This is a genomic window from Pseudomonas rhizoryzae (genome assembly GCF_005250615.1).
GTDB lineage: Bacteria > Pseudomonadota > Gammaproteobacteria > Pseudomonadales > Pseudomonadaceae > Chryseomonas > Chryseomonas rhizoryzae.
This window is the reverse complement of sequence record NZ_SULM01000013.1, coordinates 26330-42340: the sequence shown is the minus strand read 5'-3', so window position 1 is coordinate 42340 and position 16011 is coordinate 26330. Positions and strand designations below refer to the sequence as shown.

The 16011-nt window shown below is 59.5% G+C and carries 22 protein-coding genes; 3 read left to right on the top strand and 19 right to left on the bottom strand.

Going from position 1 to position 16011, the window contains the following annotated elements; all coding sequences use genetic code 11:
- Positions 1–11 precede the first annotated feature (11 nt).
- The 4 genes from FAZ11_RS20135 to FAZ11_RS20120 form a co-directional block, all read right to left on the bottom strand.
- A complete protein-coding gene (locus FAZ11_RS20135) occupies positions 12–380 on the bottom strand; it encodes a TIGR03745 family integrating conjugative element membrane protein (RefSeq protein ID WP_081320989.1) in 369 nt (122 codons plus the stop codon).
- 19 nt (positions 381–399) lie between these two features.
- Positions 400–639 (bottom strand): TIGR03758 family integrating conjugative element protein, encoded by a 240-nt coding sequence (locus tag FAZ11_RS20130; RefSeq protein WP_058783937.1) that lies wholly within the window; start codon positions 637–639, stop codon positions 400–402.
- Positions 636–932 carry an integrative conjugative element protein, RAQPRD family gene (locus FAZ11_RS20125; protein ID WP_240043629.1) on the bottom strand — a complete coding sequence of 99 codons (297 nt, stop codon included), beginning with the start codon at positions 930–932 and terminating at the stop codon, positions 636–638. Before FAZ11_RS20125 ends, FAZ11_RS20130 begins: the two co-directional genes overlap by 4 nt.
- 164 nt (positions 933–1096) lie before the next feature.
- Entirely contained in the window at positions 1097–1426 is a 330-nt protein-coding gene (locus FAZ11_RS20120) for a DUF4177 domain-containing protein (RefSeq protein WP_058783939.1), read from the bottom strand.
- A 149-nt stretch (positions 1427–1575) separates the two neighbouring features.
- On the opposite strand from FAZ11_RS20120, the gene FAZ11_RS20115 reads away from it, so the two are divergent.
- Positions 1576–1887 carry a hypothetical protein gene (locus tag FAZ11_RS20115; RefSeq protein ID WP_058783940.1) on the top strand — a complete coding sequence of 104 codons (312 nt, stop codon included), beginning with the start codon at positions 1576–1578 and terminating at the stop codon, positions 1885–1887.
- 11 nt (positions 1888–1898) lie between these two features.
- Here FAZ11_RS20115 and FAZ11_RS20110 read toward each other — a convergent pair whose 3' ends face one another.
- The 10 genes from FAZ11_RS20110 to FAZ11_RS20065 form a co-directional block, all read right to left on the bottom strand.
- On the bottom strand, positions 1899–2561 hold the full coding sequence (locus FAZ11_RS20110; RefSeq protein ID WP_058783941.1) for a competence protein CoiA: 663 nt from the start codon (positions 2559–2561) through the stop codon (positions 1899–1901).
- A gap of 30 nt (positions 2562–2591) precedes the next feature.
- Positions 2592–4049, bottom strand: a complete 1458-nt coding sequence (locus FAZ11_RS20105; protein ID WP_058783942.1) for a UvrD-helicase domain-containing protein — start codon at positions 4047–4049, stop codon at positions 2592–2594.
- Positions 4050–4157: 108 nt separating this feature from the next.
- On the bottom strand, positions 4158–4904 hold the full coding sequence (locus FAZ11_RS20100) for a TIGR03747 family integrating conjugative element membrane protein (RefSeq protein ID WP_058783943.1): 747 nt from the start codon (positions 4902–4904) through the stop codon (positions 4158–4160).
- Positions 4904–5386 carry a hypothetical protein gene (locus tag FAZ11_RS20095; protein ID WP_058783944.1) on the bottom strand — a complete coding sequence of 161 codons (483 nt, stop codon included), beginning with the start codon at positions 5384–5386 and terminating at the stop codon, positions 4904–4906. Before FAZ11_RS20095 ends, FAZ11_RS20100 begins: the two co-directional genes overlap by 1 nt.
- Positions 5383–7548, bottom strand: coding sequence for a type IV conjugative transfer system coupling protein TraD (gene traD / locus FAZ11_RS20090; RefSeq protein WP_058783945.1), 2166 nt, complete (start codon positions 7546–7548; stop codon positions 5383–5385). The genes FAZ11_RS20095 and traD overlap by 4 nt, the downstream gene beginning before the upstream one ends.
- 2 nt (positions 7549–7550) lie before the next feature.
- Positions 7551–7808: a hypothetical protein gene (locus FAZ11_RS20085; protein WP_058783946.1), complete on the bottom strand. Its 258-nt coding sequence runs from the start codon at positions 7806–7808 to the stop codon at positions 7551–7553.
- 8 nt (positions 7809–7816) lie between these two features.
- Complete coding sequence (locus FAZ11_RS20080) at positions 7817–8326, bottom strand: integrating conjugative element protein (RefSeq protein ID WP_058783947.1); 510 nt, start codon at positions 8324–8326, stop codon at positions 7817–7819.
- Positions 8323–8901, bottom strand: coding sequence for a transglycosylase SLT domain-containing protein (locus tag FAZ11_RS20075; protein ID WP_058783948.1), 579 nt, complete (start codon positions 8899–8901; stop codon positions 8323–8325). The genes FAZ11_RS20080 and FAZ11_RS20075 overlap by 4 nt, the downstream gene beginning before the upstream one ends.
- Positions 8886–9638 carry a TIGR03759 family integrating conjugative element protein gene (locus tag FAZ11_RS20070; protein ID WP_058783949.1) on the bottom strand — a complete coding sequence of 251 codons (753 nt, stop codon included), beginning with the start codon at positions 9636–9638 and terminating at the stop codon, positions 8886–8888. Before FAZ11_RS20070 ends, FAZ11_RS20075 begins: the two co-directional genes overlap by 16 nt.
- A 12-nt stretch (positions 9639–9650) precedes the next feature.
- Positions 9651–10355, bottom strand: coding sequence for a hypothetical protein (locus tag FAZ11_RS20065; protein ID WP_137279509.1), 705 nt, complete (start codon positions 10353–10355; stop codon positions 9651–9653).
- Between the two features lie 147 nt (positions 10356–10502).
- Here FAZ11_RS20065 and FAZ11_RS20060 point away from each other — a divergent pair, with 147 nt between their 5' ends.
- A complete protein-coding gene (locus tag FAZ11_RS20060; protein WP_241667491.1) occupies positions 10503–10802 on the top strand; it encodes a hypothetical protein in 300 nt (99 codons plus the stop codon).
- Between the two features lie 502 nt (positions 10803–11304).
- On the opposite strand, the gene FAZ11_RS25735 is transcribed toward FAZ11_RS20060, so the two are convergent.
- Positions 11305–11517, bottom strand: a complete 213-nt coding sequence (locus tag FAZ11_RS25735; protein ID WP_058783952.1) for a DUF7740 domain-containing protein — start codon at positions 11515–11517, stop codon at positions 11305–11307.
- Here FAZ11_RS25735 and FAZ11_RS20050 point away from each other — a divergent pair.
- Positions 11516–11695 carry a type II toxin-antitoxin system MqsA family antitoxin gene (locus tag FAZ11_RS20050; RefSeq protein ID WP_081322060.1) on the top strand — a complete coding sequence of 60 codons (180 nt, stop codon included), beginning with the start codon at positions 11516–11518 and terminating at the stop codon, positions 11693–11695. The two genes, FAZ11_RS25735 and FAZ11_RS20050, sit on opposite strands and share 2 nt — an antisense overlap.
- 18 nt (positions 11696–11713) lie before the next feature.
- Here the strand turns inward: FAZ11_RS20050 and FAZ11_RS20045 are convergent, their stop codons facing one another.
- The 4 genes from FAZ11_RS20045 to queC are packed head-to-tail and all read right to left on the bottom strand — an operon-like array spanning position 11714 to position 15729.
- The gene (locus FAZ11_RS20045; protein WP_058783953.1) at positions 11714–12187 is read right to left on the bottom strand and encodes a nucleoside 2-deoxyribosyltransferase; all 474 of its coding nucleotides are present in this window, start codon (positions 12185–12187) and stop codon (positions 11714–11716) included.
- Positions 12174–13847 carry an SIR2 family protein gene (locus tag FAZ11_RS20040; RefSeq protein ID WP_081322062.1) on the bottom strand — a complete coding sequence of 558 codons (1674 nt, stop codon included), beginning with the start codon at positions 13845–13847 and terminating at the stop codon, positions 12174–12176. The genes FAZ11_RS20045 and FAZ11_RS20040 overlap by 14 nt, the downstream gene beginning before the upstream one ends.
- Before the next feature lie 8 nt (positions 13848–13855).
- Positions 13856–15067 (bottom strand): GIY-YIG domain-containing protein, encoded by a 1212-nt coding sequence (locus FAZ11_RS20035; RefSeq protein WP_137279508.1) that lies wholly within the window; start codon positions 15065–15067, stop codon positions 13856–13858.
- A 23-nt stretch (positions 15068–15090) separates the two neighbouring features.
- Positions 15091–15729: a 7-cyano-7-deazaguanine synthase QueC gene (queC, locus tag FAZ11_RS20030; RefSeq protein ID WP_081322063.1), complete on the bottom strand. Its 639-nt coding sequence runs from the start codon at positions 15727–15729 to the stop codon at positions 15091–15093.
- Positions 15730–16011: the final 282 nt, after the last annotated feature.

Here is a 16011-nt window from a genome sequence, read left to right as displayed (position 1 = left end):
GCCGTCCTGCCTTACATGATGCCGCTGGCTTTGGTGACGATGAAGATCACCAGGCCGATGAGGATCACGCCGACGACAACGGTGACGCCCAGGTCTTTCCAGGTTTTCTTGCCTGTGTGGATTTCGTGATAGACACCCACGCCATGGGTAGCCACGACGATCAAGACGAAGGCACATAGCACCAGTGCGATCAGCATGAAGCCGTCGTAGCCGTAGTTCTTGAGCGTTTCGAGCCAAGTGGAACCTTCGCCGCGCGAGGGCGCTTGAGCGCTAGGTAACGCGGCTTGGCTGACGGCCGGCATCAAGGCCACGCTGGCTACCGCAGAAGTGAAGCATTTGGCGCGAGCGCCGAGGGTGAACAGACGTTTGAGGGACAGCATGGATTTCTCCTCGAGGGGGTTAATGCAAGATCAGCCAGGACAGGACGAAGTAGAGGAGCAGCCCCTTGATGAGGGCGCCCTTGGCCGCGGCGGGTTTGAGGTTTTGGTTGGCCCAGCCCTTGTAGAGGCTGATGGCGAGCCAGGCGAACCAGAGGGTGGTGACCGCCATGGCCGCGGAGAGCCAGAACAGGTTGCTGGCAGAGGGCGGAATACCGCTCGCCGCCTGAAAGGCAGCGGTCTGCGCCGCGGTCATGCTCATGGCTGTACGCCTTCGCGCTGGTACTGACCGGAGAGCTCGGCCGCGTCGCGCGGCTGGGCGCGGCTCGGTGCCAGGTAGTCCTGCAGGCCCTGACGAATTCGCGCGATGTCAGCGGCCAGACGGTTGTAGTCCAGGCGGTAACGGGTGCTGCCATCGCTGGGCAACTCTGCGCTTCGCCGGGCGACGGCCTCGACGGCATTGAGCTGGCGGATCATCACGTCGACGTTGGCCTGCTCGGAGGCGGTGCCGGCGGCCTGGACCTGACTCGTCAGGATCCCGAGCGCGATGGCCAGACTGCCGGCAACGGCGAAGCGGCGGGTTGGCGTGCGAGAGTAGAAGGACAGTTTCACAGCAGGGCCCTGGGCTAGCGGGTTGATGCCGCACAGGATGCCGAGGGCCGTAGGCGAGGTCAGCGGGAAACCATTACTGCACCCAAATAGGTTGCAAACCCGCTTGGTTACTGGCTTCCGATCGGGACGATGAGTCGCTTGAAAAACAGCAGAAAGCCGGTGGCCACCGCGTAGCCAACACCCCAGCCCTGGTTGCCCTGGGCGGTCTGCTGTCCGATCTGGGCCCGGCCTTCCAGCACCGGCTGCACGCTGACCAGCTCCCAGCCGTCGGCGCCGAGGGCTTGCAATCGTGCCTGCCGCTCCGGGTCGGCCAGGAAAGCCGCGATGTCAGGTGTACCGGTCTGCTCTTCGTGCTTGAACAGCAGCCAGCCGCGCTCTTGGACGCGGTATGTGAGGGGGGCGAATTCGGTGTGGTATTCGAAGCGGGCAGGGGACATGGACGGCTCCAGTTCGATGGGCTTGTCATCTTCGAACTGGCTTCATTGCCCTTACGAGGTAAAACCGTATTCAAGTCCTAAACGGTTACAGCTGGGTGACGAACGAAACCGCCGCCTATGCTGTCGTTAGGAAAATCACGGGAGGTTGTATGACCGAGATTGCGTTTCTCCCCGAAGATGCCAAACAACGCTGGCAGGACCTGACTCATGCAATGGCCGTCATGGGCCTTGGGCATCTGGCCAGGCTGTACGGCCAGCTTGAGGGCTACATCATGGCACTGCTCGACTTCGAGCAAATCACTGCGCCGCAGGGTAAACAGCTCCTCAAGGCAGCGGCCGATCTCTTCGGTCATTGCCGGTCTGAATACTTGAAGCATAAGCAGAAGCCACGTCGACATATCGCTGGTGCGGTCGCAGAAAGAGTCAGGCGATCAAAAGGGAAGCGACCGCTGCTGGGCTAAGCTTTCCTATATCAGGCTGATGCCGGACCTCCATTACGGCTGTAATCTGTGAGGCCATTGATTAGCTCGTCAGCGAACACCGAGCGATCCACCACTTTGAGCACGCCCCGCTTGGTTACAGGGTCGAATCTGCAGATGCGCCAAAAGCCGTGGCCTTCGCCGAAGTCGATGAATACGGGTACGGTTGTATGCCACCGGGCGAACAGTTTGCTCCTGCTGAACCAATGCAGGCTTGCGAAGCCGTTACCGTCTACACGGCTTCTGGACATCCCGAAATTTGCCTGATCGAGTTCATTTCTGGTTCCGTCGATCACCCAAACCATGCGCTGGTAAAATTGTTCCCTCAGCTTAACTTCGGCGGGATCAATCGAGGATCGTTGAAATTCCACGACGACGCCATGCGCCGTTTTGACGTCAGCAATGTGTTTTTCCCCACTCGCGCTGTCGTGCAAGATCGTTTCCTGCCATTCGACTGGAAATCGATTTTTCCACGCTCGGTGCCATTCCGTTTCGGCTTCCCACCATCTATCGCAGTTTGCAAGCGAGCGGTGCGCCCAGTGCCAGACAACGTGCTTCCCGCATTTTGCGATGACCTCTTCCCCGCAACCTCGGCAGATACCTCTCAGCTTGGGCTGGGCTTCTGATCGAGTGCCGTCCACGTTGGCAAAGCGCATTTGATGGTTCCTCCTAAAGGGGGAGAGGACTTACGTGGCGATGCTGCCATGCGTTTCCTTGTACCTCTGCATGATATCGATGACCAGCGAGTTAAGCGCCAAGATCTGCATCGCCCGAGTCACTGAGACGTACAGCAGGTTCAGCTCATCGTCGCGGCTGGCGCGATCGATCTCCGGTGCTAGCGGATCCGCACTGAAATCTTCGTACAACCCCACGAAGTCCCACTCCAGGCCCTTGGCCTTGTGCGCGGTCGTCAAGGTGACCGTGGCATCCAGCTCGCTGGCCACCGCGCAGCGCCGCAGCTGCTCGATGCGCTTGGGTAGATCGAAGTAGGCCTCGATGATCCTCACCGAGCGCTGCATTTCCGGATCCTGAGTAGCCTTGGCGATCTCCTGGTACTGCTCGAAGTCACGGTAGTCACGCAAGAGCTTCTTCTGCTGCACCAGGTCATTGCGACCTCGGCTGAACTGGAACAGGTCCTCGAGCTCGCGCAGCGAATAGCTGTCGATCCCGCCAATCCAGAACATGCGGTGGCCACCCTGTTTCTCCAGGCGCAGAGCGTTCTCGATCACGCCGCTGACCGTGCGATGCAGCCAGGTTCGGTGGGAGAGGTCCTCCGGCAGCGCGCGCTTGACCAGGGTGCGCTGGCCGAGCCCCTGCAGCTTCACCGTTTCGCCCTTGAACGACAGGATGACGTTGGCCACGTGGGCCACGGCCGGACCGAAGCGAAATGATTGGGTCAGGTAGTGCTTCTCGGCATCAGCCATCCATGCCGCGTTCAGGGCGTCCTGGGCTCCACGGAAGCGGTAGAGCTGCTGGTGGCGATCGCCGACCATGACCTGGATGGTGCGCTGCCGCTGCACCAGGTCGGCGATCACCGGATTCACGTCCTGGCCCTCATCGAGCAGGATCGCGCCGAAGCGGTTGGAGAGATCCGGGCGGCTCATCTGGTAGAGCTTGAGATAGCCGTCGTGGGTGATCTGCACGCCGGCGTCCTGCAGGTCGATCATGCGCTTCCAGACGCTGATGGCCATCCCCACGACCTGGGTGATGCGCCGCTCCTGCAGCGGCGTCAGGCCGCGGCCGTCGTAGCGAGTGAAGTGACGACCGTCCAGGGCCATGTCAGCGCTGGCCATGAAGGTGTTGAGGGTGTTGACCACGTCCCGGGCCAGCTCCCAATCCTGAGTATCCAGCACCCGGGCGACCTCGGTGATGCGCAAGTTGCCCGCCTGCTTGTGCTGGTACTGGGTGCCATAGACCGCATAGGCCAGGCCGTGGGCGGTCTTGCAGATGACGTTGCGCGGGAAGCGATTCTTGGCCGCCATCTCGACCGACTTGTTGTAGCAGAGGTAGAGCATCTTGACGTCCGCATGGGCGCTGGCGTAACCCACCAGGGTGGTGGTCTTGCCGGTACCAGCAAAGGCCTGGATCAGCAGCTTGCGTGCATTTGACGCGATAGCGGGGGCTTGCTCGGGGGTCCACTGCATGGGGTAACTCCAGATCGGCTGGGACAGGGATTCAATACCACCCCTGCATTTTGATTGGCGTGAGGGCGCTCCTTGTGGCCAGGTCGCGGCCACGGAGCACGCCGGCGGCTACAGGTATTTCTTGAAGGACGCGGTCGTAAGGTTCACCGACAGGGCCAGCAGCGCTGCACACGGCAGCAGCACCAGGAGTGGGCTCACACTGATAGGCAAGGCGAGGTACAGCGACCAGGGCAGCAGGGCCAGCGGAAGCATGGTGCTACGGGCCTTGTGGTAGAAGTAGCTCGACTCGCGGCCGGCGCTGAACTTGCGGATGTCCCGCCGCACAAGGCCGTCGATGAAGCCGACCAAGGCGGCCATGGCGAAGAGCGGTACCGCTAGGATCAGGATCACCAGGCGCACGCAGAACACCAGGATGGTGAAGAGGGCAGATAGGCCATAGGTCTGCACCGTCGTGACACTCTGGGCGGCCAGGTAGCGCACATCGAGCTCGCTCCGCGGGCCGGCAGCCGCCAGTTGCTGCATCCCGGTCAGCCACTGAACCAGTCCTGTTTTCACAAAGAGCCAGTCGTAGAGCAGCCCTACCAGCCAGGTCGCCGTGTGCCCGGGCTCCTGAACCACGACGCTGGAGAGAAATCCCTGGGACAGCCAGCCCAGCTCGTGATCAAGCATGCCTTTCGCGTGGTGCCAGCCAGCCTCCGGCCAGAAGAAGTAGAGGCAAAGCCAATCAACCAGGATGGCACCGCCCAGGGACAGGAACATCACGCCGATGAAGTGAAAGGGGAAGCTGAGCACCGACCCGATAAAGGTCTGCTCTTTGACCTGCTGTTGCTGAGCGCGCTGGGCGACGTCGGCCATTATCTGCGTCCTCGAGGAGCGGCGCTGGCGCGCCGGGCGATGGAGAAGAGCGCCTGGCGCTCGGCGGCAAGATCCGGCTGATGCTGGAAGGCTTCCCACTCAGTGCCACCGGCTCGCCCTGCCGGCGGCCAGAGGTTGCCGCGGGGCCGCACGACCTCGGCTACCTGGCGGCCGGTGGCTACCAGCAAGCCCCAACCCGGCGGTAGGTCAGCGGCCTGCAGCAGCCCTTCGGGACAGAGGTAGAAGCGATAGAGCCCTAGGCCGCCGGCGGTGCGCTCAGGCTTGTTCCGGTCGGCTAGGAAGTCGGCGCGGCTGGTCTTCACCTCGATCAGCGTCGAGCAGTTGCTGCGAAAGCCCAGCACATCCGGCTGCTCGCGTGATCCGAAGCACCGCAGCTCGGTGGCGACGAGGGGAAAGCCCTGCCGACGCAACCAAGCGGCGCCCAGTGCGACGAGACGGGCATGATCAGGGCCGATGGTCATGCCGCGTCTCCTTCGTCTGCAGCGCCTTGGGCCATCTGCCGGAAGTCGTCCTGCAGGTCCAAAGGCAGATCGTCTGCGACCCGGCGCTGCCCTGGGGCCTCCCACCACTCACTGCCGGTGGCCTGGCCCACCTGGTAGGCCTTGCGCATCTTCTCGGCGAGCTCCTGCAGGTCCTTGGGCATCGCTTCATCCGGATCCACTGCCGGCAGCGGCATCCGCACCTTCCATAGGTTGCCGCCCTCGATCAGTGCGTAGCATTGGCCCTTGGGTAGGCCCACCACATGGGCGGGCTCCAGCATGGGCACGCTGGTAGCGCTAAGCTGGTCATGGGTGTTGGAGGTGAAGGCGGTCTTGCCGTTGACGGCGTCGCTCGCGCTGCTTGCCGGTGTGGCGGTGAAGACCTGCACCTTGGGCAACTGGTTGGTCAGCAGCTCAGCCGTCGCAGTCTCGCGGACCCGCAGCATGAAGAGGTTGTTGAAGTTGCCGATGATCTGCCCGGCCTTGGCGCGGTTGCCGATCTTGGCCTCGATGTCGGACAGGGTCTGAGTGTAGGCCGTCACCTGCAGACCGGCGCCGCCACCCTTGTTGATCATGGGGATGAACTCATCGCCGATCAGCTCGTTGAACTCGTCAGCGTGCAGGTTGATGGCCACCTTGCTGCTGGCCTCCCCGGGCAAGCCATCATCGATGCCGTACTTGTAGATATGGCCGGCAACCGAGACCAGGTCCGAGAACATGGAGTTGCCCACCGCCGCGGCGACCTCGGTGTCGGAGAGAGCGTCCAGGCCGACGTAGACCACGGCGCGTTTGCGCACCACCTGCATCCAGTCGAAGATCGGTCGGGGATCGTTGACGTCGTGGTAGTCCGGAGCGATCAGCTCCGCCATGCGGCCGGTGGTGAGTTTTTCTAGCAGCGGCAGCAGCGAGGCGACGATCTTGTCGAAGTAGGTCTTGTCGTAGCGCACGGCGCTACGCAGGCCGTCCATAACCGGATCCAGCACTCGCGTCTGGTTCAGGTATTGGTCGATGGCGATGACCCGAAACGGCCGGCCCTTCATGTTGAAGGGGACGTTCTTATCGTTGAGCTTGCTTTCGATGAAGATGATCTTTTCCCAGGCCTTGGGGTCGTGCTCATCGAAGTATTTCTGGGCGTATTCCAGAAACAGCCCTTCGATGTTGATCACGTGCTGCTGGATCTGCAGGTAGTCCGGCCGCCGGCCGAGAGCGACCAGGGCCCGAGCGATGATGTTGACGAAGCGCCAGGCGAATTCCTTGAACGCCGCCGAGTTGCCCTCGCTGGACAGCTGGCCCGCGACACGGGTGGCCACCTCCGAGATCCGACCGAAGCGGCCCACGGCGTTGTAGCGCGCGGAGTGGTCCGGCCAGCCCAGATGGAAGACGTAGAACTCGTTGGCCCGACCGGCGCGTTCGCACTCGACGTACATGCGCTTGAGCAGGTCGGCATCGCCCTTGGGGTCGAAGACGATCACCACCTCATGCTGACCGCGCCGCTTGCGGCGGATGTCCTGGGTGATGAAGAGCTCGGCCAGGCGCGTCTTGCCCACCCGGGTAGTGCCCAGGACGATGGAATGACCTACCCGCTCGCCCAGCGGCAGGGTGACGTCATGCTCCTCGGGCTCAATACCATGCAGCCGTGGTAGGCCGCCCACCGGGGGCAGCGGGCGGAAGGGGTTCACGGCGTTATCCCAGGCCGTGGCCTTGGCCAGCAGGGTGAGCGGGAAGGGCGCGAACTCAAGGCGCGCCTCGAGGCGCCGTGCCTTATTGGTCCACTCCGACGGCTCGACATAGGGCGCGTACTGCGGCAGGTAGGTGTCGACCAGGCGCTGGGTGTGCTTCTGCTCCCAGCGAAAGCCCTTACCCACGAACAGCCGCTCATTGCTGACCGGGATCTCCTTGCTGGTCATGCTGTAGTACGACAGGCGCCGGATGTTGCGCCGATAGCGCAGCACGCGCAGCGCCTGGCGCAGGCGGTAGATCCCGAAGCCAAGAAAGGCGACGGCCGTGACCAGGCCGAACAGTGGCGTCAGGGCGATGGCCCAGGGTGCGAACACGCACAGGAAGGCCATGGCCAGGCACACTTGGACCGTGTAGAGCTCAACGGCAGGGCGCAACAGCGTGTCCAGTGCATGGTTGCGGGCCATGGCTAGCGCTCCTGCTCGTCAGCGCCTGGCAAGCGCAGTCCAGCGGCATGGTCCCTGCGGATCGCCTCGGCTTCACCAGGTGAAAGCGCCGCCTCGAAGCGCTCGCAGAGCGTCAGTTTGTCGTCCAGTGACCGGCCAGTGACCTCGCCGCCATGGAGGTCGACCAGGACCTCGACATCCCCCGCCAGGGCCGCACGGGCGGCCTGGCCATTGGGCATCCGGATCACCAGGGTCAGGTAGAGGGATTGGGGGCTGGGCATGTGGGCTCCTATTGCTCGAGTGCCGTAGCGGTGATGAGCACGGGGTAATGGGTAAGGCCCAGGCGGGCGGCCAGGTCATCGCCGACGACAGGGCTGACGGCCAGTCCGCCGGTCCATCGGCGAATCACCGCCAGGCGTTCAGCGCTGGCAACGTTGACGACCAAGCCTACGGCGCCAAGGCGCTGCAGGGTTTCGCCGCGGCTGGCCAGCCATTGGCGAGACAGCTCGTCGTCGCCGACCAGGAAGAAGGGCTGCAGGCCGGGTGCGTTGAGCGCGCGCCCCTGGACGGTGCCGGGAGTCAGCCGCTGCGATCGCACCGGGAAACCCTGTGCCAGGGTGGGCTGTGGCACCGGTGCCTGGTGCTGCGTCTGCGCAGGCTCTGGATTGAGGCCTTGGTAATAGGGCAGGGCGGAGACGCCACCGCGGTCTTCGACCACTGTGAGGTTGGCGGCCTGGGCGGCCAGCGGCAGGGTCACGGTGAGGGTGAGGGTGAGGGAGAGGGAGAGGATCTGCTTCATGGGTTCGAGGCCAGGAGATTCAGGCCGGTGACCCGGCTCAGGTGTTTGGCGAAGAGTTCGCGGTACTTGGCGGCAGGGGCGCCGCCGGCGGGGCGGTGATAGCGACCGGCGACATTGATCCAGTCGCCGCCCTGTGCACGCAGCTCGGCGAGCATCCGGGCCGCGACTTCCAGGTTTTTGTAGGGGTTCAGCGCCTCACAGGGCGAGACGCCGCGGCCGAAGCGGTGGCCGTTCCAGCCCATGTTGACCTGGGCGATACCGACGTCGACGCGTTTGGCGCCGGCGGTATTGAGCGCGACCAGCAGTGCGGTACAGGCGTCTGCCCGGGTGGCGAAGCGATAGCCGGCGCCGGCGACGTTGAGCGTCCAGGGCCAGGGCACCAGCTGCTTGCCTTGGCCGCGCAGGCGAGTGCCGCTCTCCTGCAGAGCAACCGAGTACAGCACCTCGGAAGGGATGCCGGCCTGGTAGGCGGCCAGCTGATAGGCGGGCGGCGGTGTCTCGGAAGCCTGGGCGCCGATCGCGAAGGCCTGCAGGATCACACCGGCGCCGAGCGCCTTGATCATTGCCTGAGCCATTGCCCATTCACCTCGCGTACGGCTGCGGGCAGTTCACCGCCCAGGCCGAGCTGGACCCAGCGCCCGGCGTCGTGGTTGAGGGTGATCTGTCGGGTCCGCACCTTGGCCGGATCGATGCCGGCGAGCACCGCCCAGCGGCGGATCTTGGCATCGTCGTTCTGGCTACCGATCAAATAGAGATCGAAGGCCTGGCCAGCGCTCTGCAGGGCCTGGACCCGCTCGGTACAGGCCGCGCAGCTGTCCGTCACGAATATGGCGAGTCGCCCGTTGCCGCGTGCTGCGGGGCTGGCCTGCGGCGCTGCCTGGCCGCCGGCCTGTACCGGTTGTAGGTTCGGGTAGAGGCGATTCCAGGCGTCGCGGTAGGCCTGGTCGTAGGCCAGCTCCTTCTGTACCCGCTGCGCCTCGGCGCGGACCTGCAGCTCGGCATAGCGACGCCGCTCAGCATCGGTCTGAGCTTCGATGCCCAGGGCGGTGAGCGGATCCAGCCCGGGTGAGTAAACGCCGCGGCTGCCTTGCATCAGGGTCCGGTAGCGCTGGAATTCCTGGCTGCTGAGGCCCCATTCCTGGGCAGCGGCGCTGTCATTGCGCTGTACCGCGCTTTGGCGCTCAGCACTGCCCGTTTCGCCCGAGAAGACTTGAGCGGCCACTAGATCAGCGGTGAGTGCCGGCGCGGATGGCGAGAGTAGGAGGAGGGCAACTGCAAGGCTCGCGGGAAGAAGATGGGACTGTGGATGCATGGGTTGCCTCTACTACTTGACGGATAGGGTGCGGGTCGCGCCGTCGACGCTGAACTGCGCCTGGCGGTCGTCGAGGTTGGCCAGCCGCCAGCGGGTACCGCCGACGTTGTCGCCTGGGCGCACCAGGTAGAGCTCGCTGAGCTGGGTGCTACCGGGCGGGGCGATTGAAAGAAAGCGCTCGCCGCCGCGGTACTCGATGCCCACGACGGTGAAAGGTGGAGGGGTGTCGACTGGCTTGGGTGGCTCGGGCTTGTGCGCGGTGGATGGAGCGCTGCGCTGCTTGGGAACCATCAGTGGAGGCGGTGCCTTGACAGGCTCCACTGCTTTTCTGCGCAGGTCGCCAAGGTCGTTTTGCAGGTCTTCGATCTTCGCCTCGAGCACCACTAGGTCACCGGCCTGGGCCATGCCCTGCAGCGCGGTCTGATTGGCACGCTGGATCTCCACCAGCATGGCCTGGGCGGTATCGATCCGTTGAGACAGCGCTTGCTGACTGGCCCGGAAATCGGCGTCTTGGACAGGCTTGCCGCCGGCGAAGCCATCCATCTGGTCCTGCATCTTGTCCAGACGCTGGGTAATGGCTTGGACCGTGTTCTGGTCTGCCGTCGCGTTGAGGTCACGATTGACGTGAGACAGCTCTACGTAGAGATAAAGGCACGCACCCGACAAGGCAACAAAGCCTACAGCGGCAAGCGTTTGAGAGAGGGAAGGGCGCTTCATAGGAGACCTCGCACAGGATGCCGTGCACGGTCGCAGAAGTGCGGAATGGGATCAGCAGGAAACCTTATCCAGGTCTCAGGAGGTTAGGTTTCGGCGTTCAACAGCTCATAGGTCGCCCTTTGGCCAGGTGCTGAGAGCGGGCAGGTTATGATGCGTGCTTTGGCTGAGAGGGCTACCAAGGTGCTAGTGATTCGGCTGGAAAAAGGTGGCGTGATCAATCTGGAGCGCCAGGTGAGTACCTTGAACGGGTACGGCATCTGGGAGTACCACCGGAGCCAGAGCTCGACGATGTATAGGCCTGATTTCACGGTCTATCGGCACGTGGCGATAAAGCCGGCTGATCCTCAGGCTGGACAGCAGGTGAGCGTGGCGATCTGTCTGCCTGGTACGCCGGAGAATGAATGGAAGCCCTTCCGGGTAGGGATCGCTAGCTTCGACGGAATCTGATTCGTCTCCCGTTGCTATCGAGATGCCTTCACTTCTTTATGTGGGATGTTGAGCAATGCGATTTAAAGACGAGCTTCGTGACATCGAGCCGATCACGGCCACAGAAATGTATCGAATCGAAGGGCCCATCCCGAGGTATCTAAAGGTGGAAGCCGCGATCGCTGAGCTAGCTGAGGCTGAAGCGAAGGCCAACACTGGTCTCTTAGAAAAGCTTGGATGGGGCGTAGGCGTCATCAGATCGCAGCCCAGCTGGGAAGGCTGGAAGGGATGGGGAGCAGCACGCCAGTTGAAGTGCGCAGCTCTGGCAGCAGCGGGCTGGCACTACGACGAGAGTCACCTGCCCTATGAGCAAGCCGCTCGAGCATATGAGAAGGTGCGGCAGGTTCTGCTTTCACCTCAGTGTAATTCCGCGCAAAAGCTATTGGCGCTGCTCGAGAGGAACTAGCTAATCTGAAGTAGGAAGTTCTCTAGGCAGAAGAGTTCTGCAGTCCTAACGACCATGTCATGCATCTAGGTTTCGGGCGATATGGCGGACTAGATCCAAGGGATACTGAGCCTGGACGACGTTTAGCATTAGGTCTCGCTGCCGCCTGGGGAGCAGCTTTACACAGCGCCTGGCCGTGTCACGTACGGCGCTCTCGGTGCCATGGATCCGTACCGTTAGCAGCAGAGCCAACGTGCAGTAGGTCAGGTCACGCTGATTGGGCTTGGCCATGTATATATCTCCAGTCGTCGGCGACGAGCGACGGCCTGGGTCCGGCAGATTCGGCGGCGGAGTCAACGCATTCTCCCAGCATGAAACTGGTAAGACAAAGCCGTCACTGGCTCTAGTCAAGCTGCTCACGGTACTTGATGGTCACACGGAGCTGCTGAGCGAAATCATGACAGCCTAATCCGTATCCTTTGGCACTTCATTTCCTGTAGAGCGTTACCTCAGTGCGCGCGAACCAGTCGGCCCACTCGCCGACACTCTCGATACTATGGAAAATTTTCTGCAATGGCATTTCGATCATCGGATTGTTTCCCGCCGGCATTAAACGCCGGGGATCGGTTTGGAGGCCGAAACACAGCTTTGCATGGGCATAGGCGTACCCGAGCTCGAAAGCTGCGCCCTCGTCAATCGTACGTCCATCAAGCACGATGATCACAGCGCTTGCGGCCTCTAGAGCTCGCAGGTCGCGGTCAAAAATTGACTTATAGGCTGCTCGCTTTTCCACACCGCATGCCAGCAAATCAACGAGTTTTCCGCCATCTCGTTGCGGCAGATATACATCCAAACTTTGCTCAATACGCTCAGTCAAAGCGAGATTGAAGTTGAGTTCAGCCTCTGAAAAGAGGGGGCCCGCGAGGTAAACAAGCGGCCGGTTGTGATCAAACAGATCCACTGCCGTCTCCGAGGTAACTATGCAGCTTCGTTGTTAAATCTGCAGGCTCGTATTTTTCTCGATGTATGACTTCAGCGACTCGCTTGGTTAGCTCTGCTATACTCATAAATTGGGTATCGATAGTAACAGTGCCCTGCATGGGCTCGTACAGTTCCCTCATTTGCTGTTGCATGTCCTCCAATCTTTCCGCCGTATATTTGCTCCTGCCTGTTGCGCGTACCCGAGCAGACAATTCCTTAGGATCGCCCAGTAACAGGATGACGACGCCTTTTTCTATACCGTAGCTCCCGAGACCGTCATTAGGGCATATATGGTCCGCTAAGAATTTCGCCTTGGCAGACCTTTCTACAGGCAGCGTGAACACCAATGGGTCGAGCGGTGGACGATCAACAACACTGATAACTGGATGTTTCTCGTGTCTAAGTGTGTCATTCTTTTGCGTAAACTGACCTGCGACCCAACTGTCCGCAGAAACTTTCTCATTCTCCGTCAGGTCGTCCCACGGTTTACCTAGTACCTCAGGGCGAGGTTCAAGCCACTCATCTAGAACGTTTAAATTGCGAAGATGACTTGTGGTAGTGCTCTTACCAACTCCGAGCGAGCCCGTCATATAGAAAGTGTACTTCAGTGGAGTAGCGCTGCGTGTCGCCAGGTCATTAAGCCTGCCGTCCAAGATATCATTTCCGTTAATTAATTTTAGTAGCAGTCTAATCTCTGAGGAGGTTAGGAAGAGTGTTATTATATTGTAAACTTTGAAATTCGTATCGGAAATTAGCTGCTTTTCGACATCGGAAAGAGCGTCGTGGCGAGGAACCCAATGGCAATAGTAATGAAAGTTTCCGGGGTTTGTTTCAGCACCTCGCATTAATACATTTCTAAGTTCTGCCTCCAACGAGCAGCCGATTAGTAGGCAGGTGTTTCTAGCCAGGTGAGCCAGAAAAAATGACGAGTCATGGCCGCGAGATCCAACATATTGCTTTGAATATGAAGCTTCTGAAAATACAAATCGATCGACAGTTTTCTCCATAAGGCCTTCCGGGACATATCCGTGAATATGATAAATCACACAGTCTTGTCGCCGAAACTGTGGCCAAGGGTCAGTGACAACCTCGAAGCCGCGATTACCCTTATCTATAGGGCGCTTTCTTATTACGAGTGCCCGTTCTAGATAGTCGTCAAAGTTAAAATTTATAGTTAGCGCGCTATTTTGAATTAGCGGAATCAACTCTTCCATATATGGATGTTTAGGAAGCGCTTCTGCTATATCGATTGGTGGTGTTTTGTATAAATACTTTTGGCATATTGTGAGCCACTCTGCCGTAGCAGAATTTAATTGCTCTGCCGGGGATAGGCCCGTCAAGTTTTCATAAAACTTGCCCCTAAATTTTTGATAGAGAATTTCGGTCTGGTAGGGGGCTGCCATGCTGGTGAATGTCTTGCCTCCTACTATATCAGTTGCGTCAACAGCGGGATCAGAAGCGATGTCATTGATCAAGTTGTTCCACTGTGGAGCGCCGAAATCAACGCTGATTCCCGCCCCAAGGATTGCGCCGAAACGCTGCTTGCGAACCTGAGATCGTAAGTGCACGATGGCACGGGGGTACCGCTTCAGCAGATCGCAAAAATCCTTATCTCTATCGTTGCATCTGTCCTTGGTCATGCTATTCCCTATAACAAATCAATTTGTCCGCTCGCGTTTTCGCGCTCTTTAATGCGCGAGCGCCATCCACTTGGCGCTAATGACTGCTCTGTTCTAGCACGCAGTCCCTCAGCGACTTCAATGTGTTGCTCGAATACCTCTAGTGACGTTTCATCAAATGTCTCGTAGACATGATTTACGTTCCATAGTCCTGAGCTTTTGACGGCTTCACGAGTACTCCACCGACCTAGCCACTTCCCACTTGGTAGATCCAGTGGTCCGGTTGGGCCCGCTAAGAGCGCGATGAAATTTCTTTCTAAATAGCCACGATCACTATCAGCCGACGATGCGTCAGGCACCTCTAGCCACGCTACTTGCATCGCTCGAATGTGCTCGGAGACTGCGAATTCAATTTCTTCTTCTCCCGAGCGAACATTGGCTGGTGCCGATTGCCCCTTACCCCAGGTCGGGAAGCTTGCCTCAAGCTCTTTACGCCTTATGAGTGATTCGCCCACGTGAAGACGAAAGATCGATCCGCGGTGATTTCCAAGACCATTGCCTCCCCCTCGATGCGTGCGTAGGCGGTTCCAGAGTGTGGCTTTTGATCCCTCACTGACCGCATGAGTGCCGATTCGAACAACTCGTTGCTGGAACGGTGCAGTCATACGCATCTCGCCATCTTCAAAGAAGAAGTAAATGCCCCGCTCGTGTCGAACAGACGCAGCTGTCTGTTGAGATAGTTTTTGGCTTAAACCGGTATTCAAAGCTATCACACGCTTTAGAAGCGCGTAAAAGCGATCGATTTGGGACAAACGTACGTGTTCGCTCTCGACTTTCTGCAGCCAAGCTACTTGACTACCTATCCCCAGCGCTGACATAGGAGCTGCTGTTTCACGGCCATCTGCCTCGAATGCAGGGGCAAGATAAGAGCGATAGGCAGATCCTGCTAAAAATATGATGCGCGCCCCCGCAGGTACGCGTGCATTCAAAGCCTTATAGACATCTGTAGCCCACTCCTGTCGTTGCAACTCGCTTTGATTTAGAAGCGACTCGTTGTAAGGAGCAATTATTTCTTCGGGAGATAGCAGTCCATGCTTCGCTGAAAGTATGAACCATTGGTCGGCACGGTGCTGAGCGTAGCTGCGTGCAGCTAAGAAGAGCGGCGACCGGTAGATAAGCTCAGCTGCTGTCGGTTGGTCACTCTTTTTGCTGGTACAGGCGACCAAACAAACTGTATTCACGCCGGCCTTCTCCAAAAGCTCTGTCACTTAATGCCCTGCCATGCAAACTCGTGGAGCTTGCATGCATCGCATGCGCCGCATGGTACGAATCCAGCTTCCGCAATCTCAGGCCTGTAACAGCTCCATGTTTCATGGCGCTGCAAACCTAGACGTTGGGCAAGCTTGGCGATCTGAGGCTTCGACTTATTTTGCAGCGGCGCGGACAGTTTCGGTCCTTTAGGAATAGCATACGAGAGCATCTTTCTGAAACTTGCAATGAACTCAGGGCGGCAATCAGGATAGCCGGAAAAATCAATCGAGTTGATTCCTGTCCATACTTCGTCAGCGCCGATTCCGGCAGCTTCGGCTGAAGCCAGCATAAGGAAAATGCCATTGCGGCCTGGAAGGAAGGCACTCGAAACCCCCTTCTTGATGTCTTCCATTGAGCGGTTTTTCGGGATATTACGTGCTGGCTTGCTCCATGCGACCGAAACAATCTTCCGCTCAATACCAAAACGAGCGCACTGTGCAGCTGCGTAGTCCAGCTCGACGTGGTGATGCTGGTTATAGCTTACCCCGAGGCTAACAACCTCGTGACCACGTGACTGCGCAAGTAGTAAACAGACAGTTGAATCCAGCCCGCCGCTATGTAGCACGACAATCTTTCGCTTTTCCTTTTCCACTTCTTACCCCGCTTCGGTCGAGTTCCCCAATGCTAATTACTCTCCCTCCAAAGGCTCGCAGTGCTCACCAGAAACCAAGTTACTAACAGCTAGACCCGCAATCACCTTGCGGCGTCCTGCGAGCAGAACGTCATTGAGCCCCCAAATTGCTTGCAGTTGACCGCCTTTTGAGTATAGCTGACGCTCTGAAGCGACCGCCAATGCCAGGTTTCTGAGTCTGCAGCCTTAAGGTCATCATAGTATCTATTTTGATCGCGCCTAGCCCTTATCAGATAGCCGTGC

Excerpts from the sequence above, each read along its gene's own strand:
- FAZ11_RS20080 (WP_058783947.1), bottom strand. The coding sequence starts at position 8,326 with ATGAAGCAGATCCTCTCCCTCTCCCTCACCCTCACCCTCACCGTGACC.
- FAZ11_RS20075 (WP_058783948.1), bottom strand. The coding sequence starts at position 8,901 with ATGGCTCAGGCAATGATCAAGGCGCTCGGCGCCGGTGTGATCCTGCAG.
- FAZ11_RS20130 (WP_058783937.1), bottom strand. The coding sequence starts at position 639 with ATGAGCATGACCGCGGCGCAGACCGCTGCCTTTCAGGCGGCGAGCGGT.
- FAZ11_RS20095 (WP_058783944.1), bottom strand. The coding sequence starts at position 5,386 with ATGACCATCGGCCCTGATCATGCCCGTCTCGTCGCACTGGGCGCCGCT.
- FAZ11_RS20065 (WP_137279509.1), bottom strand. The coding sequence starts at position 10,355 with ATGAAGCGCCCTTCCCTCTCTCAAACGCTTGCCGCTGTAGGCTTTGTT.
- FAZ11_RS20105 (WP_058783942.1), bottom strand. The coding sequence starts at position 4,049 with ATGCAGTGGACCCCCGAGCAAGCCCCCGCTATCGCGTCAAATGCACGC.
- FAZ11_RS20120 (WP_058783939.1), bottom strand. The coding sequence starts at position 1,426 with ATGTCCCCTGCCCGCTTCGAATACCACACCGAATTCGCCCCCCTCACA.
- FAZ11_RS20110 (WP_058783941.1), bottom strand. The coding sequence starts at position 2,561 with ATGCGCTTTGCCAACGTGGACGGCACTCGATCAGAAGCCCAGCCCAAG.
- traD (WP_058783945.1), bottom strand. The coding sequence starts at position 7,548 with ATGGCCCGCAACCATGCACTGGACACGCTGTTGCGCCCTGCCGTTGAG.
- FAZ11_RS20070 (WP_058783949.1), bottom strand. The coding sequence starts at position 9,638 with ATGCATCCACAGTCCCATCTTCTTCCCGCGAGCCTTGCAGTTGCCCTC.
- FAZ11_RS20040 (WP_081322062.1), bottom strand. The coding sequence starts at position 13,847 with ATGACCAAGGACAGATGCAACGATAGAGATAAGGATTTTTGCGATCTG.
- FAZ11_RS20085 (WP_058783946.1), bottom strand. The coding sequence starts at position 7,808 with ATGCCCAGCCCCCAATCCCTCTACCTGACCCTGGTGATCCGGATGCCC.
- FAZ11_RS25735 (WP_058783952.1), bottom strand. The coding sequence starts at position 11,517 with ATGGCCAAGCCCAATCAGCGTGACCTGACCTACTGCACGTTGGCTCTG.
- FAZ11_RS20050 (WP_081322060.1), top strand. The coding sequence starts at position 11,516 with ATGTATATATCTCCAGTCGTCGGCGACGAGCGACGGCCTGGGTCCGGC.
- FAZ11_RS20100 (WP_058783943.1), bottom strand. The coding sequence starts at position 4,904 with ATGGCCGACGTCGCCCAGCGCGCTCAGCAACAGCAGGTCAAAGAGCAG.
- FAZ11_RS20115 (WP_058783940.1), top strand. The coding sequence starts at position 1,576 with ATGACCGAGATTGCGTTTCTCCCCGAAGATGCCAAACAACGCTGGCAG.
- FAZ11_RS20060 (WP_241667491.1), top strand. The coding sequence starts at position 10,503 with ATGATGCGTGCTTTGGCTGAGAGGGCTACCAAGGTGCTAGTGATTCGG.
- FAZ11_RS20135 (WP_081320989.1), bottom strand. The coding sequence starts at position 380 with ATGCTGTCCCTCAAACGTCTGTTCACCCTCGGCGCTCGCGCCAAATGC.